This window comes from Metabacillus sp. cB07 (assembly GCF_016839225.1).
GTDB classification, from domain to species: Bacteria; Bacillota; Bacilli; order Bacillales; family Bacillaceae; genus Bacillus_P; species Bacillus_P indicus.
The window spans coordinates 4,093,865-4,114,241 of sequence record NZ_CP069296.1 but is presented as its reverse complement, the minus strand read 5'-3'; the positions used below and the strand labels follow the sequence as shown (position 1 = coordinate 4,114,241).

Genomic DNA, 20,377 nt, shown 5'->3' with positions numbered 1-20,377 from the left:
GATGTTTAGTCTGACTATGAAAGGCCCATATTTAAACACTTAAAAATAATAGGAAAATTCCTAACATCTTTCAACCCCTCTCTCAAAAGCAGCCAGGTGATTAAGTGAAGCATCTCGCAATTGAGTAAAAACCAGTCTCGCATCATTTGGGATATTGAAAGTCAAGAATCTGTTGTACATGCCGATATTGTCGATTTCCCCTTGAACTCCGGCTGCATAGGCTGCTTTAATGTTTGGGGGAGTTGTCACGAATGACTGTGATGTGTCTTCAGGTATAGGCACTTGATAGCGTTCAAAGAGTGGCAGTAATGCGCTTATGTGTCTCAGTTCTGCTTCTTTGATTCGTGCAAATGTAGTGATGTATCCAAAGGTTCCTAGAATGTTGTTATATCTTGCTTGAGCCAGATATTCGTCCTGAAGGGCATAAGTCAGCATTTGAGGAAAAGACAGCGTTGCTGCGTTTAGAGCTCCTTTAGCACCAAAATCTTCGATTTGTCTATAAAGATTTGCATGACCTGCTATGTGAACTGTCCCGGCGGGAGCATAATAAAATGGCTGGCTGTTATATACATACACGGTGAACATTTCCCTCCCTGTTGTCATTTTTAGGTTCAGCATATGTTTTCTAATCAGGATGGTGTAAGGACATCGTATGTTTTTATAACTGATTTAAAACAGGACACGTATGTAAGGTTTATTCGAAGATCATGACATAAAAAGAAGGATCAAGAACCCCCCAGCGTTCTTATTCCTTCTTTTTTTACATAATAAACCAACCCTCCGGCAACCATAAAAAGGTAAATCTGTACATTGGAGATGCCTATGCAAAGTCTAACGAAAATCCTTATACCGAGACAGCTGTTTACGCTCCTGATTCTTTCCACCGGCCTTCTTAATCACGTGATTCTCATCCCGAATTTGCTTACCGCTTCAGGAAGGGACAGCTGGCTGAGTGTCCTTTTGTGCTTTCCGGTGGCTTTATTCCTTTTATGGCTTGTTTCCTACGTTGTTAAAAATTGTCCGGATGAAGGTTTTTTTAGTATGGTCAGGAACCGGTTCGGCAAGGTATTCTCCGCCATTTTATCGCTTCCGGTCGTTCTATTTTTGTTTTGCAGTTCGTATTTAACGTTCAAGGATCTTGTGATATGGCTGAACGCGTATTTTTTGGCGGATGCCTCTTTGCTGATGATTAATATCATGCTCATTCTTGTCTGTTGTGCCGTTACTTGGGCTGGAATCAGAACCATGGCGATATCCAGCGGCTTTCTTCTGCCGCTTGTGATGCTTTTTGGGATTTTCATAGCCGTTACGAACACGAGCCTGAAGGACCCGCAGCTTCTGTTTCCTTTACTTGCAGAAGGCTATGAGCCTGTGATAAAAGGGGGAATTTACACGCTGTCAGGTCTGCTTGAAATTTATCTTGTCATCCTCCTGCAGCCCTTCTCCCAGGCGCGGATTAAGTTCCATCAGCTTCTTGTGCTTCTGATTATCCTGATTGGCTTGATTCTAGGTCCTCTTACCGCCGCCATTATGGAATTCGGGCCAACGGAAGCAGTCACCTTCCGCTATCCGGCCTATGAACAGTGGCGGATCCTGAAGATTGGGGACTACATCTCCCATCTCGATTTTTTTGCTTTGTATCAGTGGCTGAGCGGGGCTGTCATCCGTATCGGTTTGTTCATGTATTTGCTTGGTGCCTTTTTTGCAAAGAAAAAACAGCATTACAGGCTGAATACCAAGCTTGTCATCATCATGTATCTTCTTTTATTTGCGGCCATTATGATCGATGTTGACACCTATACCTTTACCCAAGTCATTTATCGTTACTTTCTTCCGGCATGCATGGCATTCTTTTTAATCCAGATACTACTATCAGCGCTACTTATATTCGTAATCAAAAAAAGGGATGAAAAGCATGGCAATGACACCAGGATCAACTCCACATGGTAAGGAAAGTACGGCAGAGAAAGCAGCGGGGCTGAAGGGGAAGTTCTTGAAAAGTCAGGATCTGGTCTGGAAGAAGCACGAAACGGAGATTGGCAGCTTTGAACTCATCTATCTGGATACCTTAATTGACGGCAATTTCATGAATAAATCGATCCTGCCTAAGCTTGGAGAGGTCCATGAGGGTACGGTAGAGAAGACAATCATGGCACGGTTTCAGGCGGAGGATGTTACTTCTCAGTCGGCAGATGAGATGTCTCAGCTGCTTTTTGAAGGAGAAGTGCTGTTTCTTATTAATGATAGGCTTTTAAGCATTCAGGCGGGGGATTTCCCGAAGCGCCAGCCGGAGGAATCGTCGCTGGAAACATCCATCAGAGGCCCAAAGGATGGGTTTGTAGAGGATATCAGAACAAACATCTCTCTGATCAGAAGAAGGCTTAATACAACGTCCCTGTGCCTTGAGAAATTTACAATCGGTAAAAGAAGCAACACAAAAGTGGCCCTCATGTATCTGGAAGATGTCATTGATCCAAACGTTCTTGATGAAGTGCGGAGAAGATTGAACGGGGTAGAGTTAGATCTTTTGACAAGTATTTATGAATTGGAATCCACCGTGCGGGATACTCCATATTCCGTCTTTCCAACGATGGATTTTACCGGAAGGCCGGACTTTATCGTTCAGGTTTTGAACCAGGGCAGATTTGCCCTTCTGGTCGATGGCAATCCGACTGTTTCATTTGCACCAATCAATTTGCTGCTGCAGACCAAATCTCCTGAAGACACGTATATCAACTATGCCTATGTGTCATTGGAGAGAATCATCAGGGTAATAGGCATCATGGTATCCGGCTTTTTGCCGAGCATCTGGATTGCGTTTTCCGCCTTTAACATTGAGCAGATTCCTTACCTCCTTGTGGCGACCATCTCTGTCTCAAGGTTCGGCTTGCCTTTATCCGCACCCTTTGAAATGTTTGTCATTCTTTTTCTTTTTGAGCTGTTTAATGAAGCGGGAGTGCGTCTGCCGCGCGCAATCGGCCAAACTGTCGCCGTTCTCGGAGGCTTGATTGTGGGAGATGCTGCAATCAGGGCGGGCCTGACCTCGCCGACTATGCTGGTCGTTGCGGCCATCACCTATATTTCCTCCTTCACCCTGGTGAATCAATCGCTTAGTTCTGCCATTACCATCGTAAGATTCGGTGCAATTATCCTTAGTACCTTCCTTGGATTGTTCGGTGTAGTGTTAGGGTTTATATTAATCGTATTTTATTTTTCAACCCTGACGTCCTTTGGCGCTCCATACTTTGGTTCACTGGCTCCTATCAGTTTGAAGGAGGGCATCAAATCATTCTTTAGGGCGCCCATCCAATTTTATAAATCCCGAACGACCTCCACCAATCCAAATGATTCCACAAGGGGGGACCAGTCATAATGGGCAAGGTGAAAGCAGTCATTCTCAGCTGTGTCCTATTTCTTACAGGATGTTCAGGGATAAAGAATATCCAGGATCTTACCTATATTGTGGCAATTGGGATGGACTTTGATGAGACAGAGGAAGAGTATGTCGTCTACCTTCAAGGGCTGAACTTTGCCAATGTCGCCAAGCAGGAAGGCGCGAAATCGGTAGAGCCGATCCCGATTTATATCGCCACGGCAAGAGGAGAAACCATGAATCTGGCAGTTAGCAAGCTCTACGGAAAATCCGAACCGCCCCTTTACTTCGGACACGTAAATACGCTTTTGGTGACGAACCGTCTCCTCCAAAGCAAGGCCAGTGAAGTACTGGAGGAAGTCGGAAGGAATCGTTCCCTGCGGCCGACCATGAAAGTATTTACAACAGAGGAGAAAATCGAGGATGTCTTCAATATGCCGGCTCTCTTCAACTATCCTGCCATTTACACAGTCCTTTTTAAGGCGAAGATCAATCAATTGGCACAGAATGAATTAAAAGCGATTACGATGATGGATTTCCTGCGCGACTATTATGAGCCCATGGGAACGGCAAAAATCCCGACTGTAAAAATTGATGAAGGCAGCTGGAAGGCCAATCAGGACTATCCGGTCTTGTATCTCAATGGATTTTCCGTCTTTCAGCACCAGGAGTATAAGAAAGACATTCCTTTAGAGCATGCAGTCATCATTAATTGGCTGACTGAAAAGGGAATTTCTGTCGATCAGAGGGTCGAAAAGGCGGGTAAGCTTGCAGCTGCAGTCAAGCTTGGGGAGCCGAAGATGAAAATCAAGTATGATGAAACGGCAGAAAAGCCAAAGTTCTCTGTAGAAGTATCAGTCAGTGCCGATCTCCTGGAAAAAGTACAGATTGATCTCACATTGAGTGCGTTAAAAAAGCAGATTGAAGAAGATATCAAAGCAAAAGTTGAATCCATCTACGATGAAGGCGTGGAAAACAAGCTGGATATCCTGAATGCAGGTGAGAAATGGTACAGAAAGCACCCGAAGCAGTTTCAAAAGTTAAAGGAAAACCCCACCTTTTACCTTGATCAGGAGTCTCTCACAGAGGTGAAAGTCAGCGTGGAAATCCTGCATTTCAACAGCTATAAATTTAAGCGGAGTGTAGACGGGGAATTATAACGATCGCAGCGATTGAAGAATCAGTTTCAGAATTGATACAGATTCGTCTCAAATCTATTGGCATGATAGAAAGAAAAATACAAAAAGGATAGATTGTAACAGTCATTACGTCCCTGTTCATCTATCCCTTTCATTTTATATGAATAAATATTCTATGGATTCGTCGACCATAGCCCAGCTGTTTTTACGAATACTCTGCGGTTTAGTTTTAATCCGGTAACAATGAGTTCAGCCAGATCCTCTGGATGCATAACTCTTTCTGGATCTCCGTTGATAAGGTTGGTATCATAGGCTAAATCAGTGGCTACTGTACTTGGTGTAAGGGCAGTAACACGGATATTGTGTTTGCGTACTTCCAGCATTAAGGATTCAGTCAACCCTAATACTGCAAATTTTGAAGCGCTGTAGGCGCTGGTGACAGGGGCTCCTTTTTGTCCGGCTGAGGATGAGATATTCACAATATCTCCTGTTTTTCTTTCAATCATTTCAGGGAGAACAGTACGTGTGACATTGTAAACTCCCATTACATTCACACGGATTATTTTTTCCCATTCTTCGGGTGATAACTCAAGAAAACCGCCGAATTGTGCAATTCCTGCATTGTTGATGAGAATGTCAATGGATCCAAGTTCGGATTTAATTTGCTCGACAGCTTGTGTGACTGATTCGAGGTCAGCAACATCGCCTGATGCGATAGAAACCTTAATATCATAATCCTGCAATTCGGTTTTCACTTTTTCAAGGTTGTCCGGGTTTAGTCCAAGCAACCCGAGGTTTACGCCTTCTTTAGCCAAAGCGATGGCAGTGGATCGCCCAATGCCTCTTCCTGCTCCTGTAATTAATGCTGCTTTTCCTTTTATTGAAGCCATAACGATTCACTCCTAATAAAGATAATAATCATCTCAGACAGAGACAAAAGGGTTTTAGAACTCTTTTATATCTCTGCCTAAGAGGTTATCACATCTATTCCAAATTAGCGTGTTTGCCATACATTTTATCAGAATCTAATCCCTTTTTCTCCATGAACAGCAAGATCAGCGCATCATAAAAAAGTAAAAGGGTCTGCTCAAATAGTGAGCCCATCGGCTGAATGGTTTTATATTCTGATTCTGTTTGATCTTTGGGTGAACCAGGTAATGTGACGGTTACATCGGCAAGTTTTCCGATGGTCGAGTCTGGAAATAAGGTGACGACGGCTATTTTTCCGCCAATGGCAGCGGCTTTTTGTGCAAGAGATACTAAGCTTTTCGTTTCTCCAGATCCAGAACCAATAATCAAAACATCATCTTTTTCAAAATTAGGGGTCACTGTTTCGCCTATGACGTAAGCATCTATGCCCATATGCATCATCCGCATGGCAAAGGATTTGGCCATGAAGCCGGATCTTCCGGCTCCGGCAACAAAGACCTTGCGCGAGCTAAGGATGCCATTTAAAAGCTTTTCGGCTTCTTCATCAGAAATCAAGTGTATCGATTGGCTGAGTTCTTCTATAATTTTGGCTAAAAAGCGTGATGTCTGCATTATTGTAGACCTTGTTTCACCATTTCTTGCATTTGGGCAGCTGCCGCTTTCTTATCTTCTTTACCGGTAATTCCCCCGCCGACAATGACAAGATCCGGCTGAGCCTTAATTACTTCCGGCAATGTTTCAAGCTTTATTCCGCCGGCAATGGCTGTTTTTGCATGTTTAACGACGTTTTTAATGGTTTGAAGATCTTCGAAGGAATTCTTCCCGACTGCCTGAAGATCATAACCAGTGTGAACACAAATGTAGTCAACACCTAATTCATCAACTTGTTTTGCACGCTCGGCAAGATCTTTTACAGCAATCATGTCTACCAGGATTTTTTTTCCTTGTTTTTTGGCTTCATCTACAGCACCTTTAATGGACATGTCCTCTGCAGCGCCAAGAATAGTCACAATATCTGCACCGGCTTCAGAAGCTTTCATCACTTCATAACCAGCTGCATCCATAATTTTCAAATCGGCCAGCACGTTTAAGTGCGGAAATGCTTCTTTTACTTCTTTTACTGCGCGAAGTCCCTCATTAATAACGACAGGAGTTCCGATTTCTACGATATCGATGTGCTCCTCAACTTCTTTAACCAACTGAATGGCTTCTTGGATATTCACTAGGTCTAATGCTAGCTGTAATTGCATGTATATCACTCCTACTGGATATTTTGGTGACGATTTGTTAAGAGTCCTTATCTTCTTGCTGTTTGAATAAAGACTGTAGATGTAAGTTTAACTAATATGCAATACAATTAAAAGTACGCACTTTATTTTTACATAGTGCTTAAAATATTACATAGTGTTAAAAAGTATACTGTGTGCTATAGTGAGTACTATACAACTAACGGAGGTGCACATTATGTCCCGCACTCAAGAGAAATTATTTAACTGTGAGAAAGAACTGACGCTGTCTGTCATCGGCGGTAAATGGAAAATGCTTATACTTTGGCATTTGGGGAAAGAGGGAACGAAGCGATTTGGTGAATTGAAATCTCTTATCCCCGGCATTACCCAAAGAATGTTAGTGAATCAGCTCAGGGAGCTTGAGGAGGATCTTATCGTTAAACGTGAGGTCTATCCTGTTGTTCCCCCAAAAGTGGAATATTCACTGACTGAACAAGGTGAAACACTAATGCCTATATTAGATTCCATGTACGAATGGGGTAAAAACTATATGGGAAATGTATTGGGGAATGAAGATCTGCTTCGATCCAAATCAATTAAGTGATAAAAAAGATGCCTGTTGCCCTGGACGAGAAATAGCGGGCCATCAAACTGTACAGTGATATTGGTTTTTCCTTGCTTACAGACCCGGTGATTGGACACCGGACAAACGACCTGGAAGCCTGCTTGCCAATCATGAAGGATTACTTGTCATCAGATGCTTGGAACAGATTAACGTTTGCATCTGCTCCTGCTTCCTTCTTAAAGCTCGTAAAGGAATCGGAAAAAGAAGAGTTTTAAGTAGAGAACCTTCCGCTGCTTCTGGAGGTCGCGATTTATTACGTAATGGCATAGCTCTATGTAAAGTACATCATTGGGCCTTTGATAGAGAAGTTATCACAATTAAACCTAAAACATTAGAAATAAAAGTCTCTTCTACATTTGTTGTGCAAGGTCAATCTAGTATTGATACTATAGAGCAGTTTGATAGAAGGTATATTTCTGGGATTAGAAAAACTGCTCATATTTAGAATGGCATAATCAAAATATATATGTGAGTAAGAAAGCGCCTGTCACTGAAAAGCGACAGGCTTTTTTGTTTCTAAAATATTCAGATTAAACCGTAGACTTACTCCTGCTGATTCTAAATCACATAAAAAAATTTATGGTTTGGAAAATAATATGTCGAAAAGGTAGTTCTTTTTAACTATATTTTTAGTAAAATGAATAAGACTTGTATTAAAAGATAAGGGGATATAGATATTGAATATCGTTAAGTTTTTGAAAAAGAGATGGACATACGTAATAACCGCAATAATTGCGCTAACTGTTGGATCATTGATTGGTCCATCCCAAGAACAACTGAATGCTGCTGGTGCGAAAATAACCGGTTTGGAAGAACAGCTTACTGAAAAAACTGCAGCAGAGAAAGACTTGGAAAAGGAAATTGAAAGCCTGGAGCAACAGGTAGATGAAGCAGCACCGTGGTTTAAAGAACAAGAAGAAGCAAAAGCCAAAGCAGAGGCTGAAGCAGAAGCAAAAGCTGAGGCAGAAGCGAAAGCCAAAGCAGAAGCAGCGGAACAAGAGGCGAAACTACAAGCTGAGGCTGAGTCTAAAGAGGAAGATGAGCTCATGGATGAACTGGAGATACCAGGGGGAGAAATAAAAGAAGATGGAATAAAAGAAATTGTAGATAACCACTTGGGTGGCGAATTTTCTTTTGAAAATGGAGAGATAAAGGCAATAGCTGACTTATCAGGATATGATATAGGCTCTCCAGAAGATGTGGCAGTATCCAGGTATGCTAATTTATCGGATGAGCTCTTATTCTATACCGGCTGGGAAACCCTCACCGTTACTTTTCTAAATGTGGGCACCATTAGCATGAATCGCAGTGAGAAAGAAACAAATGAATATGGGGATTACTTTCCAACAATGGAGATAGAGGAAAGGCTCAATTACTAGGGGATCAGTTTAAACGGATTGGAAATGGATGAAGATAGTATATATAAAAAGGATCTGAATTTAAAGGTCCTTTTTATTTTTCGTAATTTACGGAAGGTCAAGAGCGGTTCTCGTGCTTTGTCATTCTTGGGGAAGCAGGAGAACAGTCCCGTTGCTTCCTGTAGTACTAGTGTATTGACTAAATAAATAGGGATATATAAAATAAAACTGATTGGTTAATCAAAATAAAAAATAGTTAATCAAACTTCTTTGGGGTGAATTATGGAACAGAAAAAATATTTAATAGCTGACGCACGAAAAGAGCAAATAATGAAAGCGGCAATTGCGGTTTTAGCGGAGATTGGGTACAAGAGTACCAGCCTTTCTGTAATAGCTGATAAAGCAGAGGTTAGTACTGGACTAATCTCGTACCATTTTTCAGGGAAAGCAGATTTGATGAACAATACGTTACTATATCTTATTGAACAACAACGGGACTATATTATGGAAAAAGTCAACAAGGAAACAACGTATACAGATAAATTAATCGCGTTTGTGCAAGCGAGTGTAGAATATCAAGATATAAATCGGAACATGAATACGACGGCGTTACTGGAAATTGTCTTCAATGAACGAACAGAAGATAACGTTCCATATTATAAAGCAGAGGTTAGTAAAGAAGACGAATTAAATGTCTGTTTAAAAGAAATTCTCTTGAATGGTCAACAAGCGAAAGAATTTGGAGAGTTTGATCATGCGGTGGTTATAACCATTATTCGAGGTGGATTAGCTGGTACAATGTCGGTTCCTGCAAGTGACCCCGATAGAAATGAGTATAGCGATAAGTTGGTGAAAAGCTTTTTGAAAATGGTTCTATAGTTAGAGAATGCTGGTTATCTTGCTGAATCTCTACTGAATTGTTTATAAAGAGATAAACTGTACAAAATACTGCAAGTTGTTATTCGGAGACCATAAATAAAGGGGAATGAGGAATTGTTTAAAAATAAAAGAAGGTTGCTGGCAACTCGACGAGTAAAAAGTGGAAATGGACGTTCTTTGAAAGCTTTTCGCTGGTGGCAAATGTTTAGCCGCTCGGTATTTTTTCTCCGCTTAAAAAACACAGTCGATCAACAAACCGTTTTCGCTGTGGAGGTCTCGTATATACAACAATTTTTCTCGGACAATGGGAAGGGAAAGGCTAATTTATACCTAAATGGAAAGCATTATGCAGAGTCTAAACTTCCTGCTGTCTTCAAAATTGATGGAGGGTGGATTGAGGTCAAGTCATCGGTATTTGGAATGAGACGTTGTCATTTCGTAACCGATGATGGGGCAGTGTTTCAGCTTGAGCCAGATGCGCGATCTGCCGAGGGACGACGCTATCGGTTGGACCGAGATCATCCTATGTTAAGTCGTTTTGTTTCCGCCATCTCTTTGATGATGATTATTATTCCAACGGTTATTGCCATCCCTCAAGTAGTCGATACAATTACTCATATTCCTTTTGTAGCGGAGCGTTTTGGGGTCTTTCATTCACCCATTACTTTATCCCCGTGGTTAAACCTTATGCTCGGTTTCAGTGCAGTACTTGGGAGTGTAGAACGTGCTACCCGATTAAAATGGAACGCACTTCTAGATGGCAGCATCTAATTCTTTTGTCCTTTTCTTTTACCTCTAGTAAGCATGCTCGATCGTGTCGTCGGTCACCCCTGTTGCTTCGATTTCAATATGAGTAGGCTAATTCATATATACATCTTTTGAAAAAGTGGCAGAAAAGACCTTGGTACCGTCCCGTTGCTTCCAGGAACGGCAAGTGAATGCAGGAATCAACTAAAAAGAAGTACCAAAGAACACCCAATGTTCGTGGTACTTCTTTTAAAATTATAATCCCTCATCCAGTCCGCAGCTCTTCACTTACTATCTGTTTCTGCTTCTGATCCAACCGATAACTCAGGAACGTCAGCAGACTTGCGGCGACGGCAACGATTCCTCCTACCCACGTTACATTCATCAGCTCTCCCTGATGGTAAACGATTCCGCCCAGTGCGGAGCCGAATGCGATGCCGACGTTGCTTGCGACAGGCATGAGGGAGGCGGCGAGGCCTGTTGCTTTTGGCTGGTAGATGCCGGCAAGGTCGATCAGGTAAAGCTGGGTGGATGTTGTTAACAAGATGGCCATCAGGGACATGAGGCCGATGTTAATCAGACCGAGCGTGAACTGATTGGTTGTCCAGTATAAACTGATCAGGACAAGGGCCTGAATGAGAAAGACAAATCTTAGTCGTCCAATGGCGTTGCGGTTCGCGATTTTGCCTGCCAGGATGTTGCTGAAAATCGAGATGAATCCGTAGCCGAACAGGATCAGGCTGATGGAGCCTCCTGGCGCATCCATCTGCTTCAGAATTGGGACGAGATACGTAAAGACGGCATACGTTGCTCCAAATCCGAGAGACGGGATGAAAAAGGCCATCAGGATTCTCGGGTGCGTTAATAATGAGAATTGATCGCGCATCGAGCTTCGGGCTTGCTTCTGAAGATCAGGCAAGACGAAGAATGCGGCTAAAAAGGCGATTCCCCCGAGAAGCGTCGTCAGCATAAACGTTGCATTCCAGTTGAACCAGCCGGCGACCAGTGTGCCCAGCGGGACGCCAACTACGTTCGCAAGGGTAAAGCCGCCAAACACAAAGGAGATAGCAAGACTGCGTTTTGCGGCCGGCATCGTTTCACTTGCAACCATCATGGCAAGCGAGATCAAGACTCCTGTGACAATGGCTGTCAGCATGCGGAGCCCAAGAAGCAGGAGGTAGCTTGATGAAATGATGCACAAAGCATTCAGAATGATGAACGCCACGATTAAAAACAGCATCCATTTTCGCTTTGAAAAATGGCTTGTTGCTGACATGACGATAGGTGTGGCAATGGCAAACGTGATTGCAAAGGCGGATACAAGAGTGCCTGCCTTTGAATTTGTGATTCCGAGACTCGATGAAATTTCGGTCAGAATTCCGACGATGACAAATTCGCTTGTTCCGAGGACAAATGTTAATAAAGATAATGTTAAAATAAGCAGCCAGTGGCGCTTAGTCAATTCTGTAGTGATCATAGTGACCTTCCTTCTTGGATGAACTTGCGCAGTGAATAAACAATTTAATTATGATAACACAGAAGCGGTTTGCGAACGGTATAAAACGTTTGGTAATTGTTTGGTGGAATCTCTCCTTACATAGTTCAATAGTTTAATAGGAATTCTTTGAGAGGCTGCTGCATAGCAGTTCTTTTTTGTAATCTAGTCATTTTCACCCGCATCATTTCAATAAAATGGTATAATTTACAGTGAAATGATAGACAGCCAAGCTGCACGCAAAATCTTTTTCTGCGGTGATGATAGATGAATAGAAACAAGGGGTGGTCATAGATGAACGCAATGCTTCAAATGGGTGGCAATACGGTATTAAGCTCTCCAAAAGGCTATGTGACGGTGAGTTTTGACCGGTCAAATACAATCGACATTTCGTTAACGGCTTTTCTTTTAACAGATACAGATAAAGTGCAGGGGGACAGCGGGATTATCTTTTACAATCAGCCGAATGGCCCCGGCGGTGTTGCGTCGCTTTTACCGTCTGAGAATGCGGGAAATACGGTCATACATAACCTGCAGTTTGATTTGAGCAAAGCTCCTGCAGGGATCAGCAAGATCGCCATTACGCTGACAGAGGACAACCGCACAGGGTTTGCGAATGTGCGGAATCTAAAGGCCCAGGTGCGCTCAGGTGATACGGTGATTGAGTTAACGCCTTCCAGTTTTTCAAAGGAAAACGGGATCGTGGTGCTGGAGCTGTATGTGAGGAACGGCCAGACGAAGGCGAAGTCCATCTGGCGCGGATTTGATTCGGGCCTTGATGGTCTGTGCAGGAATTTCGGTGTGGAAGTGGAGCCGGAGGAGCAAGCTGCGCCTCCAAAAGCTGTTCAAGCTCTGCCCGTTAAAGAACCTGTAAAGGCGCCGCCTGCTCCTGAGAAAAAAATCGTGCTTGAGAAGGTAAAGGGCAAGATCAATCTCGACAAGGGTCAGAAGTCGATCATGATTGAAAAGACGCCGGAAATTACGGCTACGGTGTCCTGGAAGACCGGCACAGATTATGATATCTATGCGCTTGTTTACACGAAGGACGGCAGGCAGGTCGATGTGGCAATGTTCGGGGCTGCTGGGGTACCTCCGCTCAAGAAGTTCGCAGGCGGAGCGGTGGAGCACATGGGAGATGTAGGACGAAACAGCTTTTCAACCAAGAAAGAGGTCATTAAATTAAGGCTGACAAACGACATCCTTGCCATCGTGCCGGTCGTTTACTCTGCCCAGTCCAATGGGACAGGTTCTTTTTACAGATACAAGGTGTCGATGAGCATCGATAACCACAGCGGAACCTCCGTTACGATTTCCGCCAAGAATGCCAATGACAACGACCGGATTTATACGTGCGTGCCGGGAATTCTCCATAATACCCCGGACGGCGTGATTATCAGCCCGCTTGAGCTGTACAGCTTGCCGAACTCCGAGTACAGACCAATGCTTAGAATGGGCGCTGACCATATGGTTGAAGTTGTTATGGATGCTGGTCCTATCAATAATTATAAATAGAAAAAACGCGGACTTACCTTCCTGCTGGGTAAGTCCGCGTTTTTTTTAGGTAAACTGTCATTATACAGCTGTCCCAGCTTCAGACAGCACTCTCTTTTCCCCATCGAGCTCCGGATGCACCTTCTTTACAACGCTCGGTCTTGCCAGGGTGACAACCACTCCGAGCAGGATTGCTGCAGAGGCAAGAAGGATGTACTGGCCCGGTACGGCGTCGTACAGGAATCCGAATAGAATCATCCCGAGCGGCATGAGGGCCATGGCCATCGTTTCAATCAGGGAGAAGACGCGGCCTTTGTAGTCGTCTTCAATCATTTTCTGCATCATGACCTGAATGGGCGTGTTGATGATGATGATCATGGCGCCGAAGCTGAACATGAGAACCATGTAAAAGGTGAAGATGGCCCAGTAGGACAAGTCAATCATCAATGGCAGCGCAGTCGCTCCGAGGATGAATCCAATTGCGAGTATGCCGCGTTTTGAAACGAGAAACGGGTACTTTACTTCTTTTCCGACTGAGAAGTAGATTGATAGGATGAGCATGCCGGCTGCGAAGGCTCCCTGGGTAAATCCGAAATGCTGGGACGCAAGGTTCAGTTTTTCGATCAGGATGTAGGAGTAGCCTACCTCAAAGGCGCCGAACAGGAAATTGACGATGAGGCAGAGCCAGATCAAGGTCATGAGCACCTGCTTTGTCTTCAAATAGCTTACGCCTGCTTTCATGCTCTGCCACATGGATTCTTTGGTCTTTCCTTCGGTTTTTCGTTTTGCAAATAGGGTGAAATTCATGGTGGATTCAAGGAGAACGGCTGCGATGGAAGCGGCGATGTAGATGATCAGAAAGGTCTCAATTGAAACGGCTCCATATAACAATCCGCCGGCTGCAGGGCTGCCGATTGCGGCGAAGGACATGGCCATTTGGTTGAGTGACATGGCCCGCTGGATGCGTGCTTCGTCTACTAAGCCGGTGATGGATGACGAGAACGTGACGGAAGAAAAGGTGGATGCGATGGCAAGGATGCTTGTTGTGATGTAGATGGCGGTCAATGAGAGACCATAGGTCAGGCTTACGTAAAGAAGTCCGCTGATGGCAAGGGTAGTTGAGATCTGTGCGAGGATGACGATTTTTTTTCGTGAGTATTTGTCTGCGACGTAGCCTGCAAACGGTGAAATCAGAGTCCGGGGCAGAATGTTGCAGAGCAGGTTTGCGGCAAAGCTTGTGGCCGATCCCGTGTTCTGCAGGATGTGGAAGCTGATGGAAAAGGCATACACCTGTGCGCCGAACGTTGAGATGAGCTTGCTGATGGTGAAGGTGAACAAATGGTAGGTTGCCATTCTTAATTTTTTTATTTCATCCATAAAAAACCCTCCAAAAATAAAAAGTTTAATTTAATTTAACAAATTATACCGCGTTCTGCTCTTCCATTTCAAGCAAAAGTTTAATAAAATTAAACTAATTAGAAAAATTGGGGTGTTAACCATGATTGGCGAACGAATACGAAAGCTGCGTAAGGAGAAAAATCTGACACTTGCTGAGCTTGCGGGATCCGAACTTACAAAAGGGATGCTCAGCCTGATTGAGAATAATAAAGCGAATCCGTCCATGGAAAGCCTGGCCTATATCGCGAAGCGGCTTGAGGTGGATGTGTCCCAGCTTGTGAATGAAGTGAATGTGGTTGAGCTGAGAGAGGTGCTTGATGAGGCAGAGAGAATATACAGCGCGAACAAGGAAGATCCGGGCGATAAGTATGAGAAACTTATTCAGCTAATTGAGCCTCATGTCCATAAACTCAATCAGGGATATGAAGCGGCAAGGCTGCTGGAACTGTACGGCCGCAGCATGTGCAGCGAGAAAAAAGAGTGGAAGGAACCAATCGACAAAGCGACCGCGCTTTATGAACAGATGAACCTGACTCAAAAGCGGGCAAGCACGGGCCTTTTCCGCAGCATCGTCCACTTTATCGGGCACCATTACGAAAAGGCGCTTGAGGTGCTCCTGTTCGAGCGGGAAGAAATCGAAAAAAGGTTTGCCTATATTGACCCGATCACAAGGCTTGATCTCGATTATCATGAAGCCATCATGCACTTTGCAGTCGGCGATACCATGTCTGCAAAGCGTGTGATGAATGAGGCGATTGCCTTTTCAAAAGAAAATAAAATGTATTATCTGATTGATGATTTGTACAGGATGGCAGCTGCTTCTGCCCTGATGGCTGAAGATACAGAGCTGTATACCTACTACATTATGAAATTGAAGCAGTATGCTGAATTCTCGGAAGATGAAGGCTCCTGGCTCAGCTATCAGCTGTTTCATATTGAATCTTTTATTTTGGTCAAACATGATTACCGGGCGGCGCTTGATCTGATTGATCCGCACTTGGAGAAGGCAGAAACTGGCCTGAAATTCAAAGAATGGTTTTTCCTCCAAAAAGGGAAAGCTCTGCATGGCCTTCGGGAATATGAAGAAGCCATCCGCTATTTGGATCTGGCGGAAGTTCCGCCTTATCATCACCACCCGTTTGATTTGTCCCAGTTTTACTTGAGGGATACGTACAAAGCCATGTGCTATGAAAAGCTGGGAGATTCAGAAAAAGCTTTGGCTGCGGCACGGACAGCGGTGGAGCGGTTTGAGGGAATGCCGGATTCGCCGTATAAGACGTTCAGCAGGAAGACGTATGAGGAGCTTTTTGAAAACTAAGTGCCTTCAACATAAACAAAACCGTGTTCAAAAACCAACACGGTTGTTTAAAGCGCTAGAAGTGACATAGTCATACTTTAATCTTGGATTTCTTAGAGTAAAGAGAATATGAAGTGTCAATCACCAGCAAGATAAGAGCGACTCCAATTGACAGAGTCAGGTTGATGTCTTTACTTAAGCCGGTGAATAAACCGATTAGGTAAAACGCTGCTGTTCTCGAAAAGGATAGAGATAAATTGCTGTAGATGGTATCACCCATCATGTAGTCAAATATCTTACTGAATATCGAATCGATGCTGAGCCAGTAAATAAGGTAACAAGTTCCGACAATAAGCAGCTGGCCGGTATCAATATGTAATGAAAAGACGCTGTCAACGACCCTTATGGAGCCAATTATCATAAATAGGAAAAAAGCAAACACCAGGGTGCTTAATACAGAAAACAGCATTGCTATGCTGATTAGCGCAAGCGGACTGTCTTTATCCTTGTCTTTTTTGTTTTCACGGGTGAAGAACCAATAAAGGACGATAAATGAAAGGATAAAAATAATACATAGTAAGATGGGTATGTTCAAGTGGATCTGCTCCTCTATTTCTTGTTGTTATACAATCAGTCTAGTAGAAATACGGATAGATATGGAAAAAGTTTCACATTTTACTTGAAGCGCTGTTTTGGAGAAGAGATGAGCTTTATGGAGCTTTAATGACGAAAGGCAGAAGGGAACCGTATAGGAGCACTGCGCTCCTTTTTTACATTTATCGTGTGGGTTATATTTCCAATTCTGGTATAATGGTGGTGCGAGGTGAGCGGATCAATGAAGAAAAACTATACAGTTATGTTTATTATGCTTTTTACAGCATCCATTACGGGCGGAATGGCGGCAAAGGATTTGTTTAAGTATTCACCGATAGCGGGTTGGGGGATGGGAATACTATTCCTTTTGTGTGCAGCATATTTCGCCGGAAAGAATGAAAAGAAATCAGGGTCACAGTAAAATGGCTGTGGCTTTTTTGTTTTGGAAGATCATGTTATGAAAAGAAAGGACAAGGCAATGGATTGGAATGACAATGACAGAGTTGAAGGGGAAGAAACGAAGCTTGTGACTAAATTCGGCTGCTTTTTCACTGCCGTCATAGTTGGATTTTTGATCATTTCAACAGTGGCCTGGTATCTATTATCTACCCAGGAAACCCGGTTAAAAGTAAGTGAATCTCCTAATCATGTAAACTCAGTCGAGATTGTCAAAAGAGACGATTTTCCTTCCCCTTCCATTAGGATCAACTACAAGAACAAAAGCATCATGAAAACAAAAATACCGGATGAGATTTCTGTTGAATGGAAAAGCGATTATGAAGCTGTAGTCACCCTGACAAAACAAGGAAGAGAACCTGATATTGTTCACGTAGATTTTTAGGATTCATCGTTTTAGCGGTTGAAAAAAGGAAGAAAACCCGTAATTAACGGTTTCCTTCCTTTTTTTGTTCAGCTGATCCCTTTTCATTTCTAAAATGCCGTCAGTAAACACTGCACTCCCTCTTCACATGATGTCTTCCAATCGGCACCACAGACGGAGAGCCTGAGACCGGATCGGGTATGACGGTGCAGTTGAGACCGAAGATGTCTTTGATCAATGTGCTTGTGATGACTTCTGTCGGTGCGCCTTCTGCGACAAGCCGTCCCTGCTGAAGGGCAAAGATGTGGTCCGCATAGCGGGCGGACAGGTTGATGTCATGCAGGACCATGACAATGGTCGTGCCGTGCTTGCGGTTCAGGTCTGTCAGCAGGTCAAGAATTTCGATTTGATAGGTGATATCCAGATAGGTTGTCGGTTCGTCGAGAAACAGGATGTCTGTTTGCTGCGCGAGAGCCATGGCTATCCAGACTCGCTGTCTTTGGCCGCCTGAAAGCTCGTCGATGCTGCGGTCGGCAAATTCGGTTATGTTCATGATTTCCATGGCTTCGGCGACGGCTTCATAGTCCTTTTTTGTCCAGCCTTTCAGAAACGTCTGATGGGGGTACCTTCCGCGTCCGACTAAATCTGCAACGGTTATCCCCTCAGGGACAATCGGGGATTGGGGCAGTAGCCCGAGCACTCTTGCAAGCTGTTTTGGCGGGATTTGGCTGATTGGTTTCCCGTTAAGGGTGACTTGCCCGGAAGCGGGTTTAATGAGCCTTGCCATCGTTTTAAGCAGGGTGGATTTCCCGCAGCCGTTTGCTCCGATCATGATGCTGATTTTATTGCTTGGAATCGAGAGGCTGACATCATGAAGGATGAGGTTGTTCTCATATCCAGCCGTGATTCTTTCGGATTTAAAGGTAAGTGCCGGTTTCATTATAAATCTCCTTTCCGGTTCATTCGGATCAGCAGGTAAATTAAGTACGGCGCTCCAAGGATGCCTGTGATGACGCCGACCGGGTATCTGGCAGTAAAGGCAAACTGTCCAACAAGGTCCGATGCCAGCACCAGGATGATGCCTGTAAGACCTGCCGGAATAATCGGTGAAAATCCGGCACCTGTCAGTCTTTTTGCAATCGGTCCGGAAAGGAAGGCGACAAATGCGATCGGACCTGTTGCAGCGGTAGCAAGCGCAATAATCAGGACAGAGCTGATGATCAGGAGCAGCCGGGTTTGATCTGTATTCACACCGAGAGAGGAGGCTGCCTCCTCCCCGAGCTCAAGCATGTCGAGACGCTTTCCGAGTCCAATGAGAACGGGAGTGAAAACAAGAACGGTCATGATCAGAGGATAGAGCGTCTCCATCTTCGATCCGTTCAGGCTTCCGCTCAGCCACCTCATGGCAGTAGGAATATCATGCTCCTGGCCAATCAGCAGCAGATAAGAAATCGCGGCATCAAGCATGGCCTGAATGCCGATGCCGATCAAGATCAGCCGGCCAATTGAAAAAGAGGAGCCTTTTGATAACAGGAAAATAACGAGCACTGCGGCAAGGCCGCCAATAATAGAAGCAATGCTGACAACGGTATTGCTTGCATGAAGAACAACGATGCAAAAAACGGCGGCTGCACTTGAGCCGGCGGTGATCCCGATAACGTTCGGATTCGCCAGAGGATTCCGCAGCATCGTCTGGAAGACTGCTCCTGCAGCGCCGAAAGCAAAACCGGCAAACAAGCCTGCAATCATCCTCGGGAAGCGCAGCGTGCCTATTGTAAATGTTGCTCCTTGTACTTTTTCACCCATCAGGACCCGTATGACATCCTGAACGGGATAAATCGTATTCCCGAGCATCAGCATGGCACAGCTTAGGGCAAACGCAATGACTGCCAGAAGGGAAGTCACGAGGATAAACCGGAGCCGTCTCTTTTTTCTGCCTGTCATAATAAGGTGGATCGTATCATTCATCATAAGGCACGCATTTTCGCTTTCATAGTTAGTAGAATTAAGATGGGAGCCCCGATAAAGGCTGTCACGACGCCGACTTCAAGCTCGCCGGGTCTTCCTGCAAGCCTTCCGCACACATCAGATATCGTTAAAATAATGGCCCCTGAAAGAGCTGACATCGGAATCACATACCGCAAATCAGGACCGATGACGAGCCGTATTACGTGAGTGGAAAGTAAACCGATAAAGCCGATTGGACCTGCGAGCGCGGTTGCTGCACCGCACAGCACAACGCCGCCAAATGCAGCAAACAGCCTGAGCGTGCCTGTGCGCACGCCTAAACCTGACGCAGCTTCATCGCCTAAAGCAAGTGCATTCAGTGCAGGGGCCGACAAAACGGCAATAAGAACACCGGTGAGAAGAAAAGGAACAAATAGAGAGATAGAATCCCAGTTCCCTGCCCCGACGCTCCCTACCTGCCAGTAACGGAATTGGTCCATGACGCTTGAACGGGGAATCATGATGGCCACCACAAGCGATGATAAGGCTGCACTTGTGGCCGCACCCGCTAAAACGAGTTTAAGGGGCGTGGCTCCGCCACTCCCCATTGAACCGATTCCGAATACAAAAATGGCCGTTATGATTGCCCCCGCAAGTGCAAGCCAGATATACTGGCCTGCCGTACTGATATTTAAAAAGGTCATGCCGCAGACGACAAAGAGTGCCGCCCCTGTGTTTACTCCCAGTATGCTCGGATCTGCAATCGGATTGCGCGTGACAGACTGCATGAGGGCGCCTGAGATGCCAAGGGCCGCGCCGCACATAAGGCTGAATACCGTCCGTGCTATTCTCTGGCGGACAACATTTGCTCCGTGGGACTGTACGTCAGGATGAAACAGTCCGTCCATGAGTTCCTTCCATCCAACCGTACGGGACCCGAACATAAGAGAAGCCGCTGTGCATAAGCCGAGCAAAATGAGGGAAAAGATCAAAACCTTTATGAAATTTCTGGGCATCATCAGCTGCTTCTTTTCTGTAACGGACTGGTTCATCAT

General features: G+C 44.6%; 21 protein-coding genes and 1 pseudogene. 12 read left to right on the top strand and 10 right to left on the bottom strand.

Annotated features, from left to right (window positions below; all coding sequences use genetic code 11):
- Positions 1-60: 60 nt before the first annotated feature.
- A pseudogene (locus tag JOJ89_RS20910) lies at positions 61-498 on the bottom strand (ferritin-like domain-containing protein); the annotation flags it as partial.
- A gap of 324 nt (positions 499-822) precedes the next feature.
- Here JOJ89_RS20910 and JOJ89_RS20905 point away from each other — a divergent pair.
- Genes JOJ89_RS20905 through JOJ89_RS20895 form a run of 3 tightly spaced genes read left to right on the top strand, consistent with a single transcriptional unit; the run spans position 823 to position 4,533 of the window.
- Positions 823-1,950: a GerAB/ArcD/ProY family transporter gene (locus tag JOJ89_RS20905; RefSeq protein ID WP_203289278.1), complete on the top strand. Its 1,128-nt coding sequence runs from the start codon at positions 823-825 to the stop codon at positions 1,948-1,950.
- Positions 1,916-3,373 carry a spore germination protein gene (locus tag JOJ89_RS20900; protein ID WP_242524643.1) on the top strand — a complete coding sequence of 486 codons (1,458 nt, stop codon included), beginning with the start codon at positions 1,916-1,918 and terminating at the stop codon, positions 3,371-3,373. The genes JOJ89_RS20905 and JOJ89_RS20900 overlap by 35 nt, the downstream gene beginning before the upstream one ends.
- Positions 3,373-4,533, top strand: a complete 1,161-nt coding sequence (locus JOJ89_RS20895; RefSeq protein ID WP_203289277.1) for a Ger(x)C family spore germination protein — start codon at positions 3,373-3,375, stop codon at positions 4,531-4,533. Before JOJ89_RS20900 ends, JOJ89_RS20895 begins: the two co-directional genes overlap by 1 nt.
- A gap of 152 nt (positions 4,534-4,685) precedes the next feature.
- Here the strand turns inward: JOJ89_RS20895 and JOJ89_RS20890 are convergent, their stop codons facing one another.
- The 3 genes from JOJ89_RS20890 to hxlA all read right to left on the bottom strand — a co-directional run bounded on the left by JOJ89_RS20890 (position 4,686) and on the right by hxlA (position 6,692).
- Positions 4,686-5,402, bottom strand: a complete 717-nt coding sequence (locus JOJ89_RS20890) for a 3-ketoacyl-ACP reductase (protein WP_203289276.1) — start codon at positions 5,400-5,402, stop codon at positions 4,686-4,688.
- Positions 5,403-5,496: 94 nt separating this feature from the next.
- Entirely contained in the window at positions 5,497-6,054 is a 558-nt protein-coding gene (gene hxlB, locus JOJ89_RS20885) for a 6-phospho-3-hexuloisomerase (protein WP_203289275.1), read from the bottom strand.
- On the bottom strand, positions 6,054-6,692 hold the full coding sequence (gene hxlA, locus JOJ89_RS20880) for a 3-hexulose-6-phosphate synthase (protein ID WP_203289274.1): 639 nt from the start codon (positions 6,690-6,692) through the stop codon (positions 6,054-6,056). The genes hxlB and hxlA overlap by 1 nt, the downstream gene beginning before the upstream one ends.
- A 214-nt stretch (positions 6,693-6,906) precedes the next feature.
- Between hxlA and JOJ89_RS20875 the strand changes: the two genes are divergently transcribed.
- From JOJ89_RS20875 to JOJ89_RS20855, 5 genes are all read left to right on the top strand, one after another.
- Positions 6,907-7,275, top strand: coding sequence for a winged helix-turn-helix transcriptional regulator (locus tag JOJ89_RS20875; RefSeq protein ID WP_203289273.1), 369 nt, complete (start codon positions 6,907-6,909; stop codon positions 7,273-7,275).
- A gap of 157 nt (positions 7,276-7,432) precedes the next feature.
- Positions 7,433-7,741 carry an HNH endonuclease gene (locus JOJ89_RS20870; protein WP_203289272.1) on the top strand — a complete coding sequence of 103 codons (309 nt, stop codon included), beginning with the start codon at positions 7,433-7,435 and terminating at the stop codon, positions 7,739-7,741.
- Positions 7,742-7,973: 232 nt separating this feature from the next.
- Positions 7,974-8,675, top strand: coding sequence for a hypothetical protein (locus JOJ89_RS20865; RefSeq protein ID WP_203289271.1), 702 nt, complete (start codon positions 7,974-7,976; stop codon positions 8,673-8,675).
- 261 nt (positions 8,676-8,936) lie between these two features.
- Positions 8,937-9,533 (top strand): TetR/AcrR family transcriptional regulator, encoded by a 597-nt coding sequence (locus JOJ89_RS20860; RefSeq protein WP_203289270.1) that lies wholly within the window; start codon positions 8,937-8,939, stop codon positions 9,531-9,533.
- 114 nt (positions 9,534-9,647) lie between these two features.
- The gene (locus JOJ89_RS20855) at positions 9,648-10,304 is read left to right on the top strand and encodes a hypothetical protein (protein WP_203289269.1); all 657 of its coding nucleotides are present in this window, start codon (positions 9,648-9,650) and stop codon (positions 10,302-10,304) included.
- Between the two features lie 241 nt (positions 10,305-10,545).
- Here JOJ89_RS20855 and JOJ89_RS20850 read toward each other — a convergent pair whose 3' ends face one another.
- Positions 10,546-11,757: an MFS transporter gene (locus JOJ89_RS20850; protein WP_203289268.1), complete on the bottom strand. Its 1,212-nt coding sequence runs from the start codon at positions 11,755-11,757 to the stop codon at positions 10,546-10,548.
- Positions 11,758-12,069: 312 nt separating this feature from the next.
- Between JOJ89_RS20850 and JOJ89_RS20845 the strand changes: the two genes are divergently transcribed.
- Entirely contained in the window at positions 12,070-13,287 is a 1,218-nt protein-coding gene (locus JOJ89_RS20845; RefSeq protein ID WP_203289267.1) for a TerD family protein, read from the top strand.
- A gap of 60 nt (positions 13,288-13,347) precedes the next feature.
- Here the strand turns inward: JOJ89_RS20845 and JOJ89_RS20840 are convergent, their stop codons facing one another.
- Positions 13,348-14,643 carry an MFS transporter gene (locus tag JOJ89_RS20840; RefSeq protein ID WP_203289266.1) on the bottom strand — a complete coding sequence of 432 codons (1,296 nt, stop codon included), beginning with the start codon at positions 14,641-14,643 and terminating at the stop codon, positions 13,348-13,350.
- Between the two features lie 121 nt (positions 14,644-14,764).
- On the opposite strand from JOJ89_RS20840, the gene JOJ89_RS20835 reads away from it, so the two are divergent.
- Positions 14,765-15,982: a helix-turn-helix domain-containing protein gene (locus tag JOJ89_RS20835; RefSeq protein WP_203289265.1), complete on the top strand. Its 1,218-nt coding sequence runs from the start codon at positions 14,765-14,767 to the stop codon at positions 15,980-15,982.
- A 70-nt stretch (positions 15,983-16,052) separates the two neighbouring features.
- Here JOJ89_RS20835 and JOJ89_RS20830 read toward each other — a convergent pair whose 3' ends face one another.
- Complete coding sequence (locus JOJ89_RS20830) at positions 16,053-16,556, bottom strand: hypothetical protein (protein WP_203289264.1); 504 nt, start codon at positions 16,554-16,556, stop codon at positions 16,053-16,055.
- A 240-nt stretch (positions 16,557-16,796) separates the two neighbouring features.
- On the opposite strand from JOJ89_RS20830, the gene JOJ89_RS20825 reads away from it, so the two are divergent.
- The gene (locus tag JOJ89_RS20825) at positions 16,797-16,976 is read left to right on the top strand and encodes a hypothetical protein (protein ID WP_029566498.1); all 180 of its coding nucleotides are present in this window, start codon (positions 16,797-16,799) and stop codon (positions 16,974-16,976) included.
- 36 nt (positions 16,977-17,012) lie between these two features.
- Entirely contained in the window at positions 17,013-17,396 is a 384-nt protein-coding gene (locus tag JOJ89_RS20820) for a hypothetical protein (protein WP_242524642.1), read from the top strand.
- Between the two features lie 100 nt (positions 17,397-17,496).
- Here JOJ89_RS20820 and JOJ89_RS20815 read toward each other — a convergent pair whose 3' ends face one another.
- Genes JOJ89_RS20815 through JOJ89_RS20805 form a run of 3 tightly spaced genes read right to left on the bottom strand, consistent with a single transcriptional unit; the run spans position 17,497 to position 20,377 of the window.
- Positions 17,497-18,315 carry an ABC transporter ATP-binding protein gene (locus JOJ89_RS20815; RefSeq protein ID WP_203289263.1) on the bottom strand — a complete coding sequence of 273 codons (819 nt, stop codon included), beginning with the start codon at positions 18,313-18,315 and terminating at the stop codon, positions 17,497-17,499.
- Positions 18,315-19,346, bottom strand: coding sequence for a FecCD family ABC transporter permease (locus JOJ89_RS20810; protein WP_203289262.1), 1,032 nt, complete (start codon positions 19,344-19,346; stop codon positions 18,315-18,317). Before JOJ89_RS20810 ends, JOJ89_RS20815 begins: the two co-directional genes overlap by 1 nt.
- Entirely contained in the window at positions 19,343-20,377 is a 1,035-nt protein-coding gene (locus JOJ89_RS20805; protein WP_203289261.1) for a FecCD family ABC transporter permease, read from the bottom strand. The genes JOJ89_RS20810 and JOJ89_RS20805 overlap by 4 nt, the downstream gene beginning before the upstream one ends.